Annotated in this window: 14 protein-coding genes and 6 tRNA genes; 18 read left to right on the forward strand and 2 right to left on the reverse strand. The window is 39.1% G+C overall.

Annotation, left to right across the window (positions count from 1 at the left end):
* The first annotated feature begins 1 nt into the window (after nt 1).
* From ruvB to PSPO_RS05515, 18 genes are all read left to right on the forward strand, one after another.
* Nucleotides 2-1,009: a Holliday junction branch migration DNA helicase RuvB gene (gene ruvB, locus PSPO_RS05430; protein WP_010560441.1), complete on the forward strand. Its 1,008-nt coding sequence runs from the start codon at nt 2-4 to the stop codon at nt 1,007-1,009.
* A gap of 840 nt (nt 1,010-1,849) precedes the next feature.
* Nucleotides 1,850-2,536 carry a protein TolQ gene (tolQ, locus tag PSPO_RS05435; protein ID WP_010560440.1) on the forward strand — a complete coding sequence of 229 codons (687 nt, stop codon included), beginning with the start codon at nt 1,850-1,852 and terminating at the stop codon, nt 2,534-2,536.
* Entirely contained in the window at nt 2,536-2,961 is a 426-nt protein-coding gene (tolR, locus tag PSPO_RS05440; RefSeq protein WP_010560439.1) for a protein TolR, read from the forward strand. The genes tolQ and tolR overlap by 1 nt, the downstream gene beginning before the upstream one ends.
* Nucleotides 2,962-2,963: 2 nt before the next feature.
* Nucleotides 2,964-3,851, forward strand: coding sequence for a cell envelope integrity protein TolA (gene tolA, locus PSPO_RS05445; protein ID WP_010560438.1), 888 nt, complete (start codon nt 2,964-2,966; stop codon nt 3,849-3,851).
* 8 nt (nt 3,852-3,859) lie between these two features.
* Entirely contained in the window at nt 3,860-5,215 is a 1,356-nt protein-coding gene (gene tolB / locus PSPO_RS05450; RefSeq protein WP_010560437.1) for a Tol-Pal system beta propeller repeat protein TolB, read from the forward strand.
* Nucleotides 5,216-5,253: 38 nt separating this feature from the next.
* Entirely contained in the window at nt 5,254-5,781 is a 528-nt protein-coding gene (gene pal, locus PSPO_RS05455) for a peptidoglycan-associated lipoprotein Pal (RefSeq protein WP_010560436.1), read from the forward strand.
* A 16-nt stretch (nt 5,782-5,797) separates the two neighbouring features.
* A complete protein-coding gene (ybgF, locus tag PSPO_RS05460) occupies nt 5,798-6,556 on the forward strand; it encodes a tol-pal system protein YbgF (protein ID WP_040642506.1) in 759 nt (252 codons plus the stop codon).
* Nucleotides 6,557-6,765: 209 nt separating this feature from the next.
* Nucleotides 6,766-6,841 (forward strand) — tRNA-Lys (locus PSPO_RS05465).
* Nucleotides 6,842-6,885: 44 nt separating this feature from the next.
* Nucleotides 6,886-6,961, forward strand: a tRNA-Lys gene (locus tag PSPO_RS05470).
* Between the two features lie 23 nt (nt 6,962-6,984).
* Nucleotides 6,985-7,060: transfer RNA gene (locus PSPO_RS05475), tRNA-Lys, on the forward strand.
* 23 nt (nt 7,061-7,083) lie between these two features.
* Nucleotides 7,084-7,159: transfer RNA gene (locus tag PSPO_RS05480), tRNA-Lys, on the forward strand.
* A gap of 39 nt (nt 7,160-7,198) precedes the next feature.
* Nucleotides 7,199-7,274: transfer RNA gene (locus PSPO_RS05485), tRNA-Lys, on the forward strand.
* A 126-nt stretch (nt 7,275-7,400) separates the two neighbouring features.
* On the forward strand, nt 7,401-8,459 hold the full coding sequence (gene nadA, locus PSPO_RS05490) for a quinolinate synthase NadA (RefSeq protein ID WP_010560434.1): 1,059 nt from the start codon (nt 7,401-7,403) through the stop codon (nt 8,457-8,459).
* A 103-nt stretch (nt 8,460-8,562) separates the two neighbouring features.
* Nucleotides 8,563-8,652, forward strand: a tRNA-Ser gene (locus PSPO_RS05495).
* 498 nt (nt 8,653-9,150) lie between these two features.
* Nucleotides 9,151-9,864 carry an NYN domain-containing protein gene (locus PSPO_RS05500; protein ID WP_010560433.1) on the forward strand — a complete coding sequence of 238 codons (714 nt, stop codon included), beginning with the start codon at nt 9,151-9,153 and terminating at the stop codon, nt 9,862-9,864.
* Between the two features lie 164 nt (nt 9,865-10,028).
* On the forward strand, nt 10,029-13,895 hold the full coding sequence (locus tag PSPO_RS05505) for a YobI family P-loop NTPase (RefSeq protein ID WP_010560432.1): 3,867 nt from the start codon (nt 10,029-10,031) through the stop codon (nt 13,893-13,895).
* 893 nt (nt 13,896-14,788) lie between these two features.
* On the forward strand, nt 14,789-17,392 hold the full coding sequence (locus PSPO_RS05510) for an ExeM/NucH family extracellular endonuclease (protein WP_010560431.1): 2,604 nt from the start codon (nt 14,789-14,791) through the stop codon (nt 17,390-17,392).
* A 90-nt stretch (nt 17,393-17,482) separates the two neighbouring features.
* Entirely contained in the window at nt 17,483-18,439 is a 957-nt protein-coding gene (locus PSPO_RS05515; RefSeq protein ID WP_158523436.1) for a phosphotransferase, read from the forward strand.
* Between the two features lie 29 nt (nt 18,440-18,468).
* Here the strand turns inward: PSPO_RS05515 and PSPO_RS05520 are convergent, their stop codons facing one another.
* Nucleotides 18,469-19,335, reverse strand: coding sequence for an amidohydrolase family protein (locus PSPO_RS05520; protein ID WP_010560429.1), 867 nt, complete (start codon nt 19,333-19,335; stop codon nt 18,469-18,471).
* The gene (locus tag PSPO_RS05525; RefSeq protein WP_010560428.1) at nt 19,316-20,041 is read right to left on the reverse strand and encodes an SDR family NAD(P)-dependent oxidoreductase; all 726 of its coding nucleotides are present in this window, start codon (nt 20,039-20,041) and stop codon (nt 19,316-19,318) included. The genes PSPO_RS05520 and PSPO_RS05525 overlap by 20 nt, the downstream gene beginning before the upstream one ends.
* Nucleotides 20,042-20,044: the final 3 nt, after the last annotated feature.

The raw sequence follows: 20,044 nt of genomic DNA on the forward strand, positions 1-20,044 counted from the left end.
GATGATTGAAGCAGATAGATTAATAGAGCCCGAGAAAAAAGGAAATGAGGACGTTATCGATAGAGCGATACGTCCAAAGCTGTTGTCTGATTACCGTGGTCAACCCCATGTAAAAGAGCAGATGGAAATTTTTATTGAAGCGGCGCGCTCTCGTGAAGAAGCACTTGACCACTTGCTTATTTTTGGCCCGCCGGGTTTAGGTAAAACTACGTTAGCGAATATTGTTGCTAACGAGCTGAATGTGAATATTAAAACAACATCAGGCCCGGTACTTGAAAAAGCCGGCGATCTTGCGGCTATGCTAACCAACTTAGAAGAAAACGATGTGCTTTTCATTGATGAAATTCACCGTTTAAGCCCACATGTTGAAGAAATTCTTTACCCAGCAATGGAAGATTACCAGCTTGATATTATGATAGGTGAAGGACCGGCTGCACGTTCTATTAAATTAGATTTGCCGCCGTTTACATTAGTGGGTGCAACAACCCGTGCAGGTTCCCTTACTTCGCCACTTAGAGATCGTTTTGGTATTGTTCAGCGTTTAGAGTTTTATTCAGTTGAAGATTTATCACACATCGTTAGTCGCTCTGCGGATTTCTTATCCCTTGAAATGGAAGACGAAGGCGCGGTTGAAGTGGCGCGTCGTGCCCGTGGTACCCCACGTATTGCCAACCGATTATTACGCCGTGTTCGGGATTATGCAGAAGTTAAAGCCGATGGTGTGGTTACAGCTGAAGTTGCTGGCAGCGCACTTGATATGGTAGATGTTGATAAAAGCGGCTTTGATTATATGGACCGCAAATATTTACTCTGCCTTATTGAGAAGTTTATGGGCGGCCCTGTTGGCCTTGATAATATTGCTGCGGCAATAGGAGAAGAGCGCGAAACAATCGAAGATGTGATTGAGCCATATTTGATACAGCAAGGATTTATTCAGCGTACGCCAAGAGGGCGTATTGCCCAAGAGTTTGCCTATAAACATTTTGGCTTTCCAATAAAAGACGCGTAATACAAGTAACGTTAGTTTGGATTAGTTATTGAAAAAGGTCGCTTAGCGGCCTTTTTTGTTATGTAACTTTTGCTTTGCAACAGGTAACACTTGTAAAAGAGTCTTTTATGTAAACGCGGTCTATTGCCAATCAATTAACGATAGCAGTTAGCAAAAATGTGGGTTAGAAGTCGATTTGTTATCTATATCTGAGCGTATTTATAGTGGAGTTGTTCTAAATTTTAGGCAAAAAAAAAGCCCGCTAGGGAGCGGGCAAACAACAAGTTGAAGGAAGTAATCCAGGGAACGCATTTAAAAAAATGCTACACAATGACAAATCAGTAATCACTGTGTATATGAAACTAGGGTTAGCACAGTGTGTGTGCATGTCCTCGTGTTTACAGGTGCTATATTACGGATTAGTGTGGTTTTCATCAAACTAGAAAAATTATTTTTTGATATAAAAAAAACTAATGCGATGATGTTTTTGGTTGTGCATATAACCATCAGTTAATTAATTGTTAATAATTACACCATTGTATTTAAAGGAAAAATTATTAAAGCGTAAAATTTGTTCTATAAGTTTTATTGTTTTGGTGATTCTTATATTTAAAGTTTTGAGTATTTATTCATATTTAGTGAATAAACGTTATGTTTTTGAATGTTTAGTGCGTTATAAAATCATCATTTAGTATCATAAAGTTAATTTGTGTGTTTTTTTTGTTCAGTTGATGCGATTCTTAGTGTCTAGCCATTGTATGCAGGTATTAGTATGGTTAAACTAAATCTCATACTAACAAGGGAACTTTCCAAGCACTAAACGAACTAACCCTTGACTATCAATCATTTCAGGAGTGAGCAGTGGCCACCGAAATTTCAATTATTGACTTAATATTTAAAGCGAGCTTTTTGGTGCAACTTGTGATGTTGACTTTGGTATTAATGTCTATTTTTTCTTGGGCTATGATCATTCAACGTCGAAAAGCGCTAACAGCGGCAAAAACGAATGCTAAAAAGTTTGAAGACAAATTTTGGTCGGGTGTCGATTTAAGTAAATTGTATGCGGAACTGTCTGCCCGTAATGAACTTGATGGCCTAGAGGCAATGTTCACTTCTGGTTTTAAAGAATACGCACGCCTTGCAAAAAACAATCATGCATCACCAGGTTCTATTTTAGATGGCACGCACCGCGCAATGCGCGTAACGCTGTCTCGTGAAGTGGAAAAATTAGAATCAAGCCTATCATTCCTTGCAACGGTTGGTTCAATTAGCCCATACATTGGTCTGTTTGGAACGGTTTGGGGGATTATGACCGCATTTATCGCACTTGGCTCAGTAAAACAGGCAACTTTACAAATGGTAGCGCCTGGTATCGCAGAAGCGTTGATTGCAACTGCAATGGGTTTATTTGCTGCAATTCCTGCTGTTATCGCGTTTAACCGTTTTTCACACACAGTAGAAAAAGTTGAATCGTCTTACGGCAACTTTATGGAAGAGTTTTCTAATATTCTTCATCGCCAAGCTGTGGCAAAAGTGGAAGCAAACTAATGTACCAACGTAAAAAACGTCGTCCGGTCGCCGAAATCAACGTAGTACCTTATATAGACGTTATGTTGGTTTTGCTTATTATTTTTATGGCGACAGCGGCCGTAATCACCCACGGTGTTAAGGTTGATTTACCACAGATGGAACAATCGGAGCTTGTTGAAGCAACGGAAACACCGCCAATTGTGGTATCAATCGATGCTGATGGTAATTACTATGCCAGTATTGGTATTGATCCTGAAGCGCCAATGGAAGCAGTTGATATTGCTGCTCAAGTTAAATTGGCGTTGGATAAAGACCCCAAAACCCCAGTAATGTTAAAAGGCGATGGCAAGGTAACTTACCAAGAAGTGTTACTGCTAATGGATTTTCTAAAAAAAGCAGGCGTACCGTCGGTGGGATTAATGACGGAGTCTTTTGAGCAGTAATTATGAAAAACGACTTTAAATCTGCTCTGGTAAAATCATCAGCTTTGCATATTGGCATTATTGTCGCGCTTGTTATTGGCAACTGGTTACAGCCATCAACACCACAAGTAATGGAAGTCACCTTAAACGCTCCCGTTAAGCCAGAGCAAAAAGCCGTTGAGGCCGTGTCGGTTGATAATAAAGCTGTAGAAAAGCGCATTAACGAGCTCAAAAAGCAAGAAGCAGATAAAAAGGCCGCTGAGGCAAAACGCATTCGTGACATAGAACGTCGTGCTGCAAACGCTAAAAAGAAGCGTGAAGAAGAGGCAAGACGTATCGCCAAGCTTGAAAAAGAGCGCGTGCGTAAAGAAAGAGAAAAGAAAAAAGCGGAAGCCGCAGCGCGAGAAGCGAAGAAAAAGCAGCAAGCTGAACAGAAAAAAGCGGCAGAAGCGAAGAAGAAAGCCGAAGCGCTTGCGAAAAAACGCAAAGCAGAAGAGGAAAGACTGAAAAAAGCGGAGGCTAAACGTAAGGCCGATGCCGAAGCTGCGCGTCAAAAAGCACTCGCTGAAAAAATGATGCAAGAGCAACTTGCCGCGGAAGCTGCAGCGCGCAGTCGTGCTAAGCAAGCACAAGTACTTTCTGAAGTAGAAAAATACACCGCGCTTATTATCGCTAAAATCCAGCAAAACTTATTGTTGGAAGACAGCATGAAAGGCAAGCAATGTCGTCTTAACTTGCGCCTTGCGTTTAACGGTTTAGTAACACAGGTTGAAGCACTAAGTGGCGATAAACAAGTGTGTGAAGCCAGTATTCGTGCGGTACGCAGAGCTGATACATTACCAGTGTCAAAAGACAAAGCGGTTTTCGAAAAACTTAAAAATATTAACTTAACCATTAAACCAGATATTTAAGGGATAACATGATTAGCGCATTACAAAAATGGGCTTTGTTGGTTGTGCTATTAGTGAGTACAGCAGCGAACGCCGCTCTTGAAATTGTAATTACCGAAGGTGTCGATTCAGCACGCCCGATTGGTATCGTGCCATTTAAATATAGCGGAAATGGTATCGCGCCAAGCAATATTACAGACGTGATTGCTGCCGACTTACGTCGCAGTGGTCGTTTTAATCCAGTGGCGCCGGCTAATATGCCGCAGCAGCCAACAACGGATTTAGAAGTAGATTACAGCGCGTGGGTTTCTGAAGGTGTTGAAGCCATTTTAGTTGGTAGCATTACCGAACAAATGGGCGACCGTTACTTAGTGAGCTATCAACTAATTGATGTTATTCGCGGCCAAATTACGGGTGGCGATACAAAGATTTTAAGTAAAGGTCGTTTAGTTAATTCGGAAGATCATATTTTAGATGCGCGTCAAACCGTAATTGGCAGCGATAGTTTCCGCCGTTACGGTCACCGAATTAGCGACGTGGTGTACGAAGCACTTACTGGTGAACGCGGTGCGTTTTTAACTAAAATTGCGTATGTAATTGTACGTGAAAACGAAGATCGTCCATATCAATTAGTGATTGCAGATTACGACGGTTACAACGAGCAAACGCTATTACGTTCGAAAGAGCCGCTAATGTCGCCAACGTGGTCACCAGATGGCACAAAGCTGGCGTACGTAACATTCGAAAATCGCCAGAGCCAGATTTATATTCAAGATATTTACACCGGTAAACGCGAGCGCTTAACAACCTTCAAGGGCATCAATGGTGCACCACGATTTTCGCCTGACGGTAATAAGCTAGCAATGGTGCTGTCTAAAGACAAAAACGGTGCGACTGAAATCTACGTAATGGACTTGAAAAGTAAGAAAGCACGCCGCATTACAAGACACAGAAGTATCGACACTGAGCCAAGCTGGCATCCAAACGGTAAAGAAATCATTTTTACGTCGGAAAGGGCTGGTAATGCTCAGATTTATAGCGTAAATTTAGCAACTGGTAAGAAAAGAAGACTTACTTTTGACGGTGATATGAATTTAGCGGGTTCAATCACGCCTGATGGTAATAGCTTGGTGATGGTAAATCGTACCTTAGGTCGATACCATATTGCTAAAAAAGAATTAAAATCAGGTGACTTCAGTGTGTTAACACGTACTCGCTTAGATGAATCACCAAGCATTGCGCCAAATGGCTCAATGATTATCTATAGTACGTTACATAATAATAAACAGGTCCTTGCATTGGTATCAATGGATGGACGGTTTAAAGCTCGCCTACCGGTAGCGGAAGGTGAAGTTAAGGCACCCGCGTGGTCGCCATTTTTGTAAAGATTACAGGTTAGACTTTTAAAAAAGGAATCAACTCAATGCAACTTAACAAACTACTAAAAAGCCTACTCATTGCAGTGCCTGTAATGACGTTAGCTGCTTGTAGCTCATCTTCAACTGTTGAAGAAGATACATCTGCGAATCAAAGCAACCAAGGTCAAGAAGAAACAGTACAAGTTGAAACTGTTGCTAAAGAAAAGACGCCAGAAGAAATTCTTGCAGAAAAATATGAAGCGCTTCGTCAAGAGCAAATCATCTACTTTGGTTTTGATAAATCAACAGTTCGTAGTGATTACGTTGAGTTACTTCAAGCACACGCTGATTTCTTAGTTAAGAACCCAAGTGTTAAAGTACTTGTAGAAGGTCACGCTGATGAGCGCGGTACTCCTGAGTACAACATTGCACTAGGTGAGCGTCGTGGTGAAGCTGTATCTAAATACCTACAAAGCCTAGGTGTTGCGGAAAGCCAAATCTCAGTAGTTAGCTACGGTGAAGAAAAGCCAATGGTTAAAACACGTACTGAAGATGCTTTCGCGAAAAACCGTCGCGCAGTTTTAGTATACTAATATAGAAGATAATATGATTAAGCCGAAAGTTATTTTGGCAACCATGTTTCTTAGCGGGAGCAGTCAGTTACTGGCTGCTCCCGCTCCTGTTTCTGAGGTAGGCGCAAGTTCAAGCATGTCATCGACAGCACTTGAAACGCGTTTACAAACTTTAGAGCGCATGGTTGCAAATCGAAACGTACAATTTCTTCAATTGCAGCAGCAATTGGAATCACTACAAGATGAAGTAAGCCAGCTACGCGGTGTTACCGAAGAGCAAGGCTACCAATTGGAAAAAGTGCTGCAACGTCAGCGTGAGCTGTATCAAGAAATTGAAACGCGCGTATCGAGTTATAGCGCACCGACACAAGTAGCAGACACACCTTCAGATGTTAGCTCTGGCACAATGAGCAGTAACTTGTCTGAGAATGATGCTTACGATCGCGCTGTACAACTCATTATGCAAGATAAACGCTATGATGATGCGATCCCTGAGTTCAAAGCATTTTTAACAAACTATCCTGATTCAGTTTATGTGCCTAATGCACATTATTGGTTAGGTCAGTTACTGACAATTAAAAATGACAGCAAAGGTGCACTTACGCACTTTGAAAGTTTAGTGAATGGTTTCCCTGACTCAAATAAGCGTTCAGATGCCATGCTTAAACTTGCAAACACCTATTTAAAAGAAGGTGAAACAGTACGTGCGAAAAAAATCTTAAATGATTTAGTGGCACAATACCCTGATTCAACCCCTGCGAAGTTGGCTGTTGAAAAATTAGCGAGTCTTAATTAAGACTCGCAACACCACTTGTTTGTAAACGAAAAGTGAAAACATTATCACTTTTTAGGCTAATCTTAATTTGTTGGTATAAAATTAGCCAACTGAGTCATAAAACTTAAAAAAACCGTAATTTTAGGTTGCACTCATTTTTTAAATAAGTATTATAAGCGCCCGCAGCCGCTTGTTACGAAAGACAAAAACGCTGCGCAAAAAATCTGATTGGGTCATTAGCTCAGTTGGTAGAGCAGTGGACTTTTAATCCATTGGTCGATGGTTCGAGTCCATCATGACCCACCATTCAGATTTTTGCACTTCGAGTATTTCCCTTATGGGAATTGAGCGGGTCATTAGCTCAGTTGGTAGAGCAGTGGACTTTTAATCCATTGGTCGATGGTTCGAGTCCATCATGACCCACCATTCGAAATGCACTTGCTTAGAGCGGGTCATTAGCTCAGTTGGTAGAGCAGTGGACTTTTAATCCATTGGTCGATGGTTCGAGTCCATCATGACCCACCATTTTCTAAGCCTTCTCTTTGAGCGGGTCATTAGCTCAGTTGGTAGAGCAGTGGACTTTTAATCCATTGGTCGATGGTTCGAGTCCATCATGACCCACCATTCAAAGACCTTTCTATATGCAATGCGCATTCTATGAGCGGGTCATTAGCTCAGTTGGTAGAGCAGTGGACTTTTAATCCATTGGTCGATGGTTCGAGTCCATCATGACCCACCATTCATATCTTATTTATATTTCTTAATTATATTCATCGCGTTATTTTATCAATCACAAAACTGTCATTCAGTTGCCATTTTCAGTATAATGCGCGCCAATTTCCTGTAGCAGTTCACGGTCGAGAATATGAGCTTAGCTGAACAAATTATGCCTGAGGATTATATTTTTCCTCCCAAGCCAGCCCCTTTATCAAACGATGAAAAGCAGGCGTATAAAGAACGTATTAAATCACTTCTAAAAGAGAAAGATGCGGTATTAGTGGCACACTATTATACCGATCCTGAAATTCAAGCCCTGGCTGAAGAAACCGGTGGTTGTGTTGCAGACTCGTTAGAAATGGCGCGTTTTGGTAGTAAACACCCAGCAAAAACTATTGTGGTTGCAGGTGTGCGCTTTATGGGCGAGACAGCCAAAATCTTAACGCCAGAAAAAACAGTTGTGATGCCAACGCTAGAAGCAACGTGTTCACTGGATGTTGGTTGTCCAATTGATGAGTTCTCAGCGTTTTGCGATCAGCACCCAGATCGCAAAGTGGTGGTGTATGCAAATACTTCAACGGCAGTTAAAGCTCGCGCAGATTGGATTGTTACCTCAAGCTGTGCACTTGAAATTGTTGAACACCTTGACGAGCAAGGCGACAAGATTATTTGGGGCCCTGATAAACACTTAGGCTCGTATATTCAAAAGCAAACTGGCGCAGATATGATCATGTGGAATGGCGCATGTATCGTTCACGATGAATTCAAGACAAAAGCGCTAAAAGATATGAAAGCCCTGCACCCTGATGCAGCGGTATTAGTGCACCCAGAGTCACCTGCTGAAATTGTTGATTTAGCTGATGCGGTAGGGTCAACGAGCCAGTTAATCAAAGCAGCACAAGAGATGGACAATCAAAAGTTCATCGTGGCAACAGATCGCGGCATTTTTTATAAAATGCAGCAATTGTGCCCTGAAAAAGAATTTTTTGAAGCACCAACTCAAGGTGAAGGTGCAACATGTCGTAGCTGTGCGCACTGTCCTTGGATGGCGATGAATGGCCTAAAAGCGATTGAAGAAGCATTGCTTGATGCAAGCGGTAAAGAAGTGTTTGTGGATATGGAGCTTCGTGAAGGCGCGCTACGTTCGCTTAATCGTATGCTAGATTTTTCTGCATCGTTAAAGTTGGCAACAACAAACAATACTTAATGTGTTGTAATTTTAGCCGCTCATAATCAGTGTTCTAAAAAGTACTTGCTTACAATCAAGGCTTTGCATAAGATACGCCACACATTGCAAGGCAGTGTAATGCGGAGAGGTGGCTGAGTGGCTGAAGGCGCACGACTGGAACTCGTGTATAGGTTAACCCCTATCGAGGGTTCGAATCCCTCCCTCTCCGCCATTCTAGATTTAAAGAAAACGCTTGAGTTTATGCTCAGGCGTTTTTTTATGCCCGAATTATGTCTGGAGGGTGAGGCCCTCGATTTGGGTTCGACAAATTATCGGGAATAATTTGAACCGCGAAGCGGGTAAATACAGGAATGTATTTAAGTTTATCCCTCCCTCTCCGCCATTCTAGATTTAAAGAAAACGTCTTGTTTCATTGAGTTTTTTTACTCTCTACAATACCTCAAATCTTATCTCAACGATTGCGTCAGAATCGTAGCATTCTGAAAATTGCAACGGGATACCAATGCAATTTATTTGCAGCTAAATCGGTAAGTACAGTGTGGAAAGTTTAATGAAGGTATGGATTTAATCGACTTTTTTATGTGTTGTTATGAATTGCTCAACTCTACTTCAGTAACATGAAAACAATTGATTTTATTATAAATAGTTTTAATTGAATGTTGCTTGTGGCATAAATATATAGTGGATAATTTGATAAAAGGACGTAGAGTTGAAAGACAAGGAAAAAATTGCATTGTTTATTGATGCAGATAACGCTCCCGCTATAAAAATTGACGTAATCTTGTCTGAACTTGCACGATATGGCGTAGTAAACATCCGTAAAGCATATGGAAACTGGAAAAGCCCATGTATTAAACCGTGGGAAGATGTGCTTCACGAGTATGCTATTCAACCAATCCAGCAATTTGACTTAACCAAAGGAAAGAATGCAACAGACATAGCTTTGGTAATTGATGCTATGGATGTTCTCTATACTAAAGATGTAGATACTATTTGCTTAGTTTCCTCTGATTGTGATTTCACACCATTAGTTACGCGTGCGCTTGCCGATGGCAAGTTTGTAATAGGCTTTGGTGAAAGAAAAGCACCAAGTGCATTCGTCAATAGTTGTTCCAAGTTTTTATATCTTGATGATATAGAACAAACTGAGCAGCCTGTTCAAAAACGTAAACCAAGTATTAAAAGCGACACTCGATTGATGAATATGTTGCGCCAGGCTGTTGAGGCATCTGAAGAAGATGACGGTTGGGCACAGCTTGGTCCTATTGGTAAACATATCTCTAACCATGCGTCGTTTGATCAGAGAAACTACGGGTTTAAGAAATTAAGTGATTTGTTTGCAGCCATAGATTTGTTTGAAATGAAGCGTACACATGGTTCAGTCACGTGGGTTAGAGATATTCGTAAACATAAAACTAGTTAGGAAATTTTTAAATCTATAAAAGTTATTTATTTGTAAAGTAATAATGATAAAAGTTAGTCGAGTCTTAAGTGAGATTTACTCCTAAGCCTGTAATACTATGTGCTTTGTTAATGTTATAAGAAGATTTATCCTAGCTAAATTGAAACTGAAAATTAGGTAAAAAAATGGTTAGGTGGTTTAAGAAAGAAGGGAATAGTGTTAAAAGGATATGGAACATCTTTCTTATTCCATTTAAAGCGTCATATGGTCACTTCAAAGAGGTTCAAGATTATTTTGTAATAGCGATAGACGCTATTAAATCTAGAAGAGCCGTATCAACCTATAAAGGGATTGTTTCACCATTATCTCCAAGTTGTAATGACCCTGATATATTAAAATCGCACATTCATGAAGCAGGTAACCTCAAAGCCGCGTTAGATAATGTTGAAGGAAACATTAAAAATATTGCTGTTTCTGGTCCTTATGGGGCTGGTAAGAGTACTTTTATATCTACATTCGAAAGGTATAACTGTAAATATAAGTACTTGAATATTTCATTAGCGACATTTCTCGATAGTCATATTTCTACAAAAAAAGGTGATCTTTGTTCGATTGATAATAAAGAAATCGAAGAATCAATTGTTCAACATATCCTTTATAAAGAACATCCATCGAAATTACCTGCATCAAGCTATAAAAGGATACCGTTAGCACATTTTTCTAATCGCATTGCATTTTCGATAGCGAGCTTATTGACTTTGTTTGGAGGCTCATTTTTATATTTTAAAAATGCCGAGAAGCCACCAAAGTTAGTCGAAAGTTTGATTGAAATTATTCAACGAGAGTTACCAGATGCAACGTTTATATTTGGTTTATTTCTTTGTTATGTAACCTACAAACTAATTTATTGGTTTAGTAGTATTGCGCTTACATTTGACTTTAGAAGGTTATTGAGAAAAGACGGAGCAATTGCTGTATCTGATGATGCCTCACCATTAAATCAACATTTAGATGAAATTATATATTTCTTTTGTAAGACCAAATATTCAGTTGTCATTTTTGAAGATTTAGACCGCTTCAATAATGTAGCTATTTTCACTAAATTACGTGAAATAAACCATTTAGTTAACCAATCTAAGTTAATAGTTCAAGATGTAAAGTTTATATATGCAATAAAAGATGAGTTACTCAGTGCTAAAGAAAGAACTAAGTTTTTTGATCTTATTATTCCAATCTTACCTGTGGTACACCCGAATAATGCGTTTGCTATTTTCAAAAAAGAGCTTTCAAAGATACAAATTAATGAAGGCACTTTATATGACAATATTAGTGAGCAATTATTAAAAAATACTTCTCGATACATAGATGATATGAGAGTACTAAAGAACATTTGTAATGAATATGCCTCTTATACACATGCTTTAAATAGAACTATTAATTGCAATTTTGAGAAAATATTTGCAATGGTTGTTTTTAAGAATTTATGTCCAACTGAACACTCAAAATTACTTGAAGGTAAAGGCGCAGTAGCGAGATCTTTTGAAGCCTTAGACATTATCAAATCAATCAAACTTGCGACTTTGAAAAAAGAAATAGCTGCTTTAAAGGAAGCTTTGAAATGTAAGCAAGCTCAGGTGGTCCGCACTGAAGAAGATATCTTTCATCTATTTTGGAGCTACTTTTTACAAGGAAATAACATCTCCATTAATAACATTAGAGAAATAAGAATTGAAGGAACTCCTTTCCATGTGGATAAAATGCTTACTAAGGAATGTTTTCAACTATTGATGAATGATTCGCAGTTTCAAATTATTGGTCAAAATGGATATGAGATCACTAACTCATACAACTGTAAAGTTAAATACAGCAACTTAAAAAATGAAAAACTTAATTACGATGAATTACTAAAAAACTTAAGATTAGATCAAAATCAAACTAGGGCTAATATTGAAAATACTTTTGCCGAATCTCATTATATTAACTCTTTGAACTTAAAAGAATATTTGTCAAAATATGGAATCTCTGATTTCGTATCATTCGACCCGTCATCAGCTGACTTTCAGTGGCTAAATAGAAAGTCTTCAGATTCATTAGTAACTCTTTTCTTTTTAAATGAAGGCTATCTAGCGGAAGACTACCCTGAATATTTATCTGTTTTTGTAGAAGGGGCAATGACAGCATCTGATAAAAATAAAATTAATCAGATAAAAGCAGGGTTTCACCTAGAGCAAGACTATAAATTTAATAAGATTGATGCAGTTCTGGAAGAGTTTTCTGAAAGGGATGCCCGAAATATTGAATTTAACCACCAAATTATTTTTGAACTAGCAAAGAAAATAATGATGGGAGTAGCCAATAATAATGAATCAGCTATTTGGAACTCATTATTAGAGAATATTCTTGATGATAAGTACGAGACAATAAACTTCATACTTAATCACCTTGATAAGAACCCCACCTCGGAGCTTCTTTTAGCGCTTCGCAAAACGGATTATGCAATACTAAACGAATTACTGGCACAAGATACAAACATTGAGTTACTCAAACTGGTTGTAGAGAATTTAGACAAAGAAGCAGTTTTTGAATCAATTGATGCAAATCATGACGAAACAATACGCAAAATTTCTTGCATTTGCAGACTGTCAGAACTGATTACGAATTATAGTAATCTCTCTAAATTAAATTTTGCTGGAGCATTGTTTGGTAATTTACAAGTAGAAGGGAATTCTAAAGAGGATTTCTTACATATATTAAAGTCAGAAACCTATGAATTGAACTTACACATGGTTCAGGCAATTTTAGAGAAACTAACAGGTAACCCCTATAGTACTAATAATTTAGTAATAACGATCGATGAAATTTCTAGACTTTCAAATTCGGATAAAGATATCAAAATTTTACTTAGCCGAGTTAATAAGCCTAGAATTAAAGAGCAGTTTATTGTTGAAGAGTTATGCAGCCAACCAAATTATGGAGAGCCGTTAAATACTAAAATATCTCTAATAAATGAATTAAGTGAAGCAGCAGCTAAGACACTAATAGCTAATTGTAGAACAATAATAGATGACATCTTATCTATTGATAATAGAGTTTTATGGGCATTTATTTTCGAGTCTGGAAAGGTTAAAGCGACTTGGCAAAATGTATCTCATTATATTGAAAGTATTTACAAAACCTCGAATACACAAAACGTTAGTGAAGTTAATTTAGAAGCTTCACTAGCTTTTTTCCTTAAATTGGATGGTGTTCTTCAATCTTTAGAGCAAGATAAACAGTCATTGGCTTCGCTAAATACTGATTTTATCGTACGTAATATACTTAGCTATACTGAAATAGATTTGGATATTAAAAAGAGTATCTTATGCTTGTTTCCTGTTTCAAGCGCGTATTTAGAAATAGAAAAATTTAATGTCGATAATGCTCTTTTGCTTATTGAAAGTCATATTCTAGAATACGCTACTGACATCGTAAATGAACTGATCTCTATGGGTGAGGTAAAAGCACTTAATACATATATTGGTGATTTCCAATTAGACTATTTAAAAGATGGCGAAGCTCACTTGTTGCCAGTGGAAGTGTTTATTAACTTATTAACTTCTAGTAATGTAAAAACTCAGATAAAGCTAGGGTTTATTCAAGATACTATTCTGCCTTGCTGGGACAGATTTTCTTCTGAAGCTGACTTGAAAAAATGCTTTGCCGATATATTTGAAAGTTTTGAATTAGAACAACTATCAAATATACATATGCCTTATCAATTAATTTTGGACTTATGTGAACTTGATACATTATCTAAAGAACTAAAAACAAAGTTAGTCGCCTCTCAAATAAGCCAATTAGACTGGGAAGAGTTATCTACTCTTCTTAAATTACTAGATTCATTGAAATTTAATAGTTTCTTAAATGGTAAAGGGAGTATCTCGCTGAGCTTGAGTAATAAATATAATATTTCGTTGCTAAAAGAGCTGCATAATAAAGGTTATATTGGGAAGATTAAGCAAAATAGTCTTTTTGCAACAGGCTATACTTTAAAATCTAAAATACCAAGTTGAACTTCTTGTTAGTTAAAAGAGCTAAGTGAAGAGATCTATCGAGATTATGAAAACTATTCTTGGGCTTGTTACCTGTATAGTTGGAGGTATTTCAATTTTTTGCTACCTCCCCGTAATTTTTTAGCGATTGTTTATATTAATTAAAAAGCTTTTTAGTTATTGTTTGCTTTCGCAAACTAGTGTGACAACAAATTATTTAAATTACCGACTAGATATTGGTGGATTTATAAAAATTTAATAAATACATGTTGTTATGGCTTTTTTTGAGTGGAGGGGTACTCCAGTGGAGCGTTCGAATCCCTCCCTCTCCGCCATATTGATTTAAAGAAAACGCTTGAGTTTGTACTCAGGCGTTTTTTTATGCCTTCAGTTTACCTAAAAGCTTTTTTAGAGCGTGTGATATCAACCTTTTAAGAAAATGAGTCACGCTAGTGAGTTTGGCTTTACATAGCGGGCTGAAGTGGTTTAGGTCAAAACAATATGATGAGATTTTATTTTGTGAAAAGGTAAAAAACGTTATTGGTTTAGTCAGCTTTTTTATACAAACGGTACGGTGTAAAGTCTGCTGTTTGTTATAAATCTCTTGCGAACTAAACACAATAAAACGGCTAATAGTGTCGCCGAGAATTTTTCATTGGTAGCAGCAAGGTCATATGTCCGAATGGAATTAAAAATAAGTAACGCTAATTCCATTTGGGAATTGATATTCTTTTCTTATTCCTAAAAATAGCTAAAACACCGGACATTCGTCCTTTCATTTTTAAATGTTTCAAAAATGTTAAATTAATCGTAAATCACTGTAAATAAACACTATTTTGTAATTGATTTGTCACTTTATATGCCTAGCATACGATGTTCCTTAGTCGGGTAAAACAAAATCGGGAACAATACTAATGTTAAAGAAAACACTTTTGGCAAGCGCAATTGCCTTGGCAACAGCCAGTGCCAATGCGAATGTGGTCATTTCGGAATACGTTGAAGGCGGCAGCTACAATAAAGCGGTTGAAGTTTATAATGCAGGCGATACCGCAGTTGATTTATCAACTTACGCACTAAACTTTTATTTTAACGGTAAGACGGAAATTGGCCGTACGATAACGCTTGCTGGTGAGCTTGCACCTAACACTACTTATGTTGTTGCACATTCACGTGCAGCGGAAGCGTTAAAAGCAAAAGCGCAGCTTGATACTGATGGCAGTTGGTTTAACGGTGATGACGCGGTTACATTAACTAACAGCGACACTGTGGTTGATAGCTTAGGCCAAATTGGTGTCGATCCAGGTTCAGCTTGGGTAAGCGGCGATGTACGCACTCAAGACCGTTCGTTAGTTAGATTAGAATCTGTAAAATCTGGCCGTACAGATGCGTATGCGGCGTTTGACGGCGAACTTGAATGGATGGCATTGCCAAAAGATGATTTTTCAAATGTGGGTAGCCACAACCAGCAAACAGAAGAGCCGGACCCAGTTGAATGCGGTGGTGATGCAACTCTTATTAGTGCTATCCAAGGGAATGGTGATGCGAGCTCGCGTGTTGGCGAAACAGTTGAAGTGCAAGCAGTTGTTACTGTAAGCCTGCAAGGTGATAATCAGTTAAAAGGCTTTTTCTTGCAAGAAGAGTCATTTGACCAAGACAGTGACTTAACCACATCAGAAGGTATTTTTGTTTATTACAACAAAACTGAAGTAGCACAAGGTGATGTTGTAAAACTACGTGCAAAAGTAGAAGAAAAATATGGGCAAACTCAACTTGCTTATGTTGGTGATCTTAAAGTGTGTGGTACAGAAAGTTACAGCGCCACAGAAATAACACTACCAGCTGAAGGTGGCTTAGAAGCGTATGAAGGTATGCTTGTAAGTGTATCTAATGAGCTAGTTGTAAATGACACTTATGGTCTTTCACGCTATGGCGAGTTAAAACTTGGCACAGAACGTTTATTCCAAAGCACACAAGTTGCACTGCCTGGTGATGCTGCAAATGCAGTAGAGGCTGAAAACAAGCTTAAATCTATTACATTAGATGATGGTTCAAGCGCGCAAAACCCTGAGGTAATCCCATACCCAACGCCAGAACTTGATGCTTACAATACATTGCGTTTAGGCGATAAAGTAAATGGCCTTACTGGTGTGCTTGGCTATGGCTATAGCCAGTACCGTATTCACCCAACAACAACACCAAACTTTATCCCTGAAAATGAGCGTAGCGAAGCGCCAGACGCTGTTGAAAACAGTAATTTACGAATTGCGAGCTTTAACGTACTTAATTACTTCAATGGTGACGGCCAAGGCGGTGGTTTCCCAACGCCTCGTGGTGCAGACACTGCAGAAGAATTTGAACGTCAAAAAGCAAAAACAGTGAGTGCAATTTTAGCGCTAGATGCAGATGTGATTGGTTTACTTGAAATGGAAAACGATGGTTTTTCTGATTTAAGTGCAATTGCTGATTTAGTTGCGTCTTTAAATGCCGCTCAAGCAAACGATACCTATGCCTTTGTTAATTTAAACACGGAACAGGTCGGTGGCGACGCAATTATGTCGGCGATTATTTATCGCAGTAACAAAGTGGCAGAAATAGGCACAGCTGCGTTCACTGAAGCAGTTCCGTTTGATTACGGAAACCGTCCACCAGTAATGCAAACCTTTACAGATAAGCTAACCAAAGAGAATTTCTCTGTAGTGGTTACTCACTTACGTTCTAAAGGTAGCTGTAGTAAAGCGGAAGGTTTAGATACAGACCAAAAGGATGGTCAAGGTTGTTGGAACCAAACTCGCGTTAACGCAGTTAATAAACTGAATGAGTGGTTAGCGACTAATCCAACTACTGTAGCTGATGAAGATATGGTAATTCTTGGTGATATGAACGCGTATGGTGAAGAAGACCCAATCTATGCATTTGTTAACAATGGTTTTGTAAACATTAAAAAGCAACGCTTTGGTCATACACGTGATTACTCGTATGTATATCAAGGTCGCATTGGTAGTTTAGATCACGCATTTGCATCAAGCAGCATGTATGACAAAGTAGTTGGTATTCAAGATTGGCATATTAATGCTGACGAGCCAGTTTCACTTGACTACAACATGGAATATAAATCAGATAAGCACCTAGCAAGTTTATATGCTGGTCACGCTTATCGTGCATCTGATCACGACCCAATCGTAATTGACTTTGATACGCGCCCAGCGCCAACAGTTATTGAAGGTACATTTGAAAACCTATCTGGTTGGTTCTGGTGGGATCACCGTACTATTGAACTGCCAGCGGGTTTTGATACGTTAGAAGTGTCAATAGAAGGCGATGGTGAAGCAGATTTATATGTGCGCCACGGTAAACAGCCTAACTTCTTTAAATATGATTGTCGTCCATATTTATGGGGCAGCAACGAAACATGTACGCTAGACAAACCTGAAGAGGGTAAGTGGTATTTCCGTCTGCGTGGTATTTTACCGTATGCAAATGTGACACTGCGCTACAAAGCAACTAAGCAAAATTTCTAATTGTTACTCGTTGAACAAAAGAGCGGCATTTGCTGCTCTTTTTTTTGCAATATGGTAGCGTGTACGCGATTTGATAATATCGGTTACGCTATGCTAAATGACACTATTCAACAGCAAATATGCCAAACTCTTGGCAAGCCAAATATTCACCAAGTAGATACCTTCAAAACAGTTTGGAGTGGCTTTGGTGCACTGCATCGTATTTCGTTTGCTAAAAATGATGAATCGGTAGTAGTAAAATCCATTTGCAAGCCAACTGAAATACACCACCCGAAGGGCTGGAATAGTGACTTTGCATCTGCTCGAAAGCTAAGCTCTTATCGCAATGAACAATATTTTTATCGCCACTACAGCAACAAACTAAATGTCGCTACGCCACAATTTTTAGGGTTACTGGCAGCTGATAATACGCAATATTTACTGCTCAGTGATTTAGCATCTGCAGGGTTTGAAGCCATAGCAGAAGATGATATCTCAGCGGTTAAAGGGATTCTTGATTGGTTGGCGTGTTTTCATGCGCAAAATCTTAATGTCAGTGACAATAAGCTATGGCAGCAAGGCGGTTATTGGCATCTTGCGACGCGTCCGGATGAGTTAAATGCAATGTCGCATACAGCGTTAAAAGCGGCAGCGCCAGCGTTAGATAATCAATTGCGGAGTTGTCCGTATCAAACACTTATTCATGGCGATGCTAAAATTGCTAACTTTATGATGTCGCAAAATACCGTTGCAGGGTATGACTTTCAGTATGTTGGCAAAGGCATTGGTATACAAGACGTAATGTTGTTACTCAGTAGTGCATTTACCAGTGAGCAACTATATGCTGTTGAGCATGAGTTACTGAATTATTATCAAACGGCGTTTTTAAAGTATTGTGATGTGTTTGCTAAGCCGGGCGGTACGCAAATTTTATCGTGCTGGTTAGCACTTTATAGCATTGCGTGGGCGGACTTTGTGCGCTTTTTAGAGGGCTGGTCACCAAAACATTGGAAATTACATGAATATGCGTGGCATCACGCTAATAAGGCTTTAGCAAATATCTCGTAATAATTAACCTGAGAGCTGGCTAGCTATCGCTATTTCTGTATCTGATAAATTCGCTTCGCGTTAGCAAAACTGAGCTTTTGCCACAGTGCTTTATTAGGGCACAGGTCGTAATATTGTTGCCAAAGCGAGGCATAACTTGATGCCATTAAACAAATTGGAAAGTTACTGGCAAACATAACGCGGTTTTCGCCAAAATGTGTAACTAGTGTGGTCAACACCGTTTTTCTGAATGGTTCGTTTAATGGCAAATCTATCATTTCAAACCCAGAATACTTTATCGCGATATTATCAAAGCGTGCCAGGTTTTTGATTGCTGTGTGCCAATCATCAAACGATTCAGCTGTAACCAGACCTGCGTGATTTAACACAATATTTAAAGTGGGGCATGCTTTTGCTAAATCACATAAGCGCTTTGTGATAGGGTGTTGGTGAAGTTCAAACTGCGCCTCAAAGATTAACTGATGGCTTTCAAGCAGCGCAAAATTGCTTACGACTTCTGGCTTTAATAATCGCTCGGCATCCGCACCTTCACTAATATCTCGAATGCCAACAAAAGTAGCATAGCGTGAAAAGTCCTGAATTTGCTCTTTAAAGGTATGTGGGTCTTGGTCAATTTGCGCATAACTTATCGCACAATGCGCGCGTTTGTATTTTTGTTCTAAAAAGGCGATTTCGGCCGCGGGGTGAGTATTATTAAAACCCGCTTCAATATGCGCGTAGCCGTCAAGCTGAAAATGTACCGGTAGTTTTAAATCGGCTGGTGTGAAATTGCGTTGAATTAAACTAATTTTTGGCCAAGGGGGCAGTGCATTTTTGAGCCAAAAATAATCACCTTCATCTAAATCAAAAAGATGAAGGTGAGGGTCGAATATGGCGTTATTGCGCTGTGTATCCACCGTCAATAACCTGCAAGCTACCGGTGATAAATGTCGCTTTATCACTGACCAAAAAGCCAATGTAATCTGCTACCTCAGTTGCCTGACCTAAACGGTTAAGCGGTTGTAGTGCTTCTTCTTCAGCGTGTACTTCGGCCTTGTTAGCGCCGCTTTTTTCACAGTAACTATCTATAGCTGCATGATAAAGCGGTGTTTCAATGGTACCTGGACAAACAGCGTTGGCACGAATGTTATATTCGGCATAGTCTAACGCGGTGGTACGTGCCATTGAGGCAAGTGCCGCTTTAGATAAGTTATATGCGAAGGAGTTTCGCTTACCAATAAGCGCTTGATCAGACGCTACTAGCACAATTGCGCCGCCGTTTTGTTTCATAAAAGGTAGCGCATGCTTAATTAGGCTAAACGCGCCTTTCACATTCAACGAAAATAGCTCATCTAGCATCTGTTCAGATGTGTTTTCGATGTTAGCTGAAAGGTGGCGACCTGCATTAGATACAACCACATCAATTGATTGATGTTGTTGCCCTATATTTGCAATCACGTTGCCAACCGCATCAACATTGCTCACATCGCAGTCGATAAAATGCCCGACATCTGAATGGCTAATATCCAGGTTGTATACGATATAACCATCGTCAATTAATCGCGAAACGGTAGCAAGGCCAATGCCTTTACTACCGCCAGTAACTACTGCGACCTTACTCATAAT

This window comes from Pseudoalteromonas spongiae UST010723-006 (assembly GCF_000238255.3).
Lineage (GTDB): Bacteria > Pseudomonadota > Gammaproteobacteria > Enterobacterales > Alteromonadaceae > Pseudoalteromonas > Pseudoalteromonas spongiae.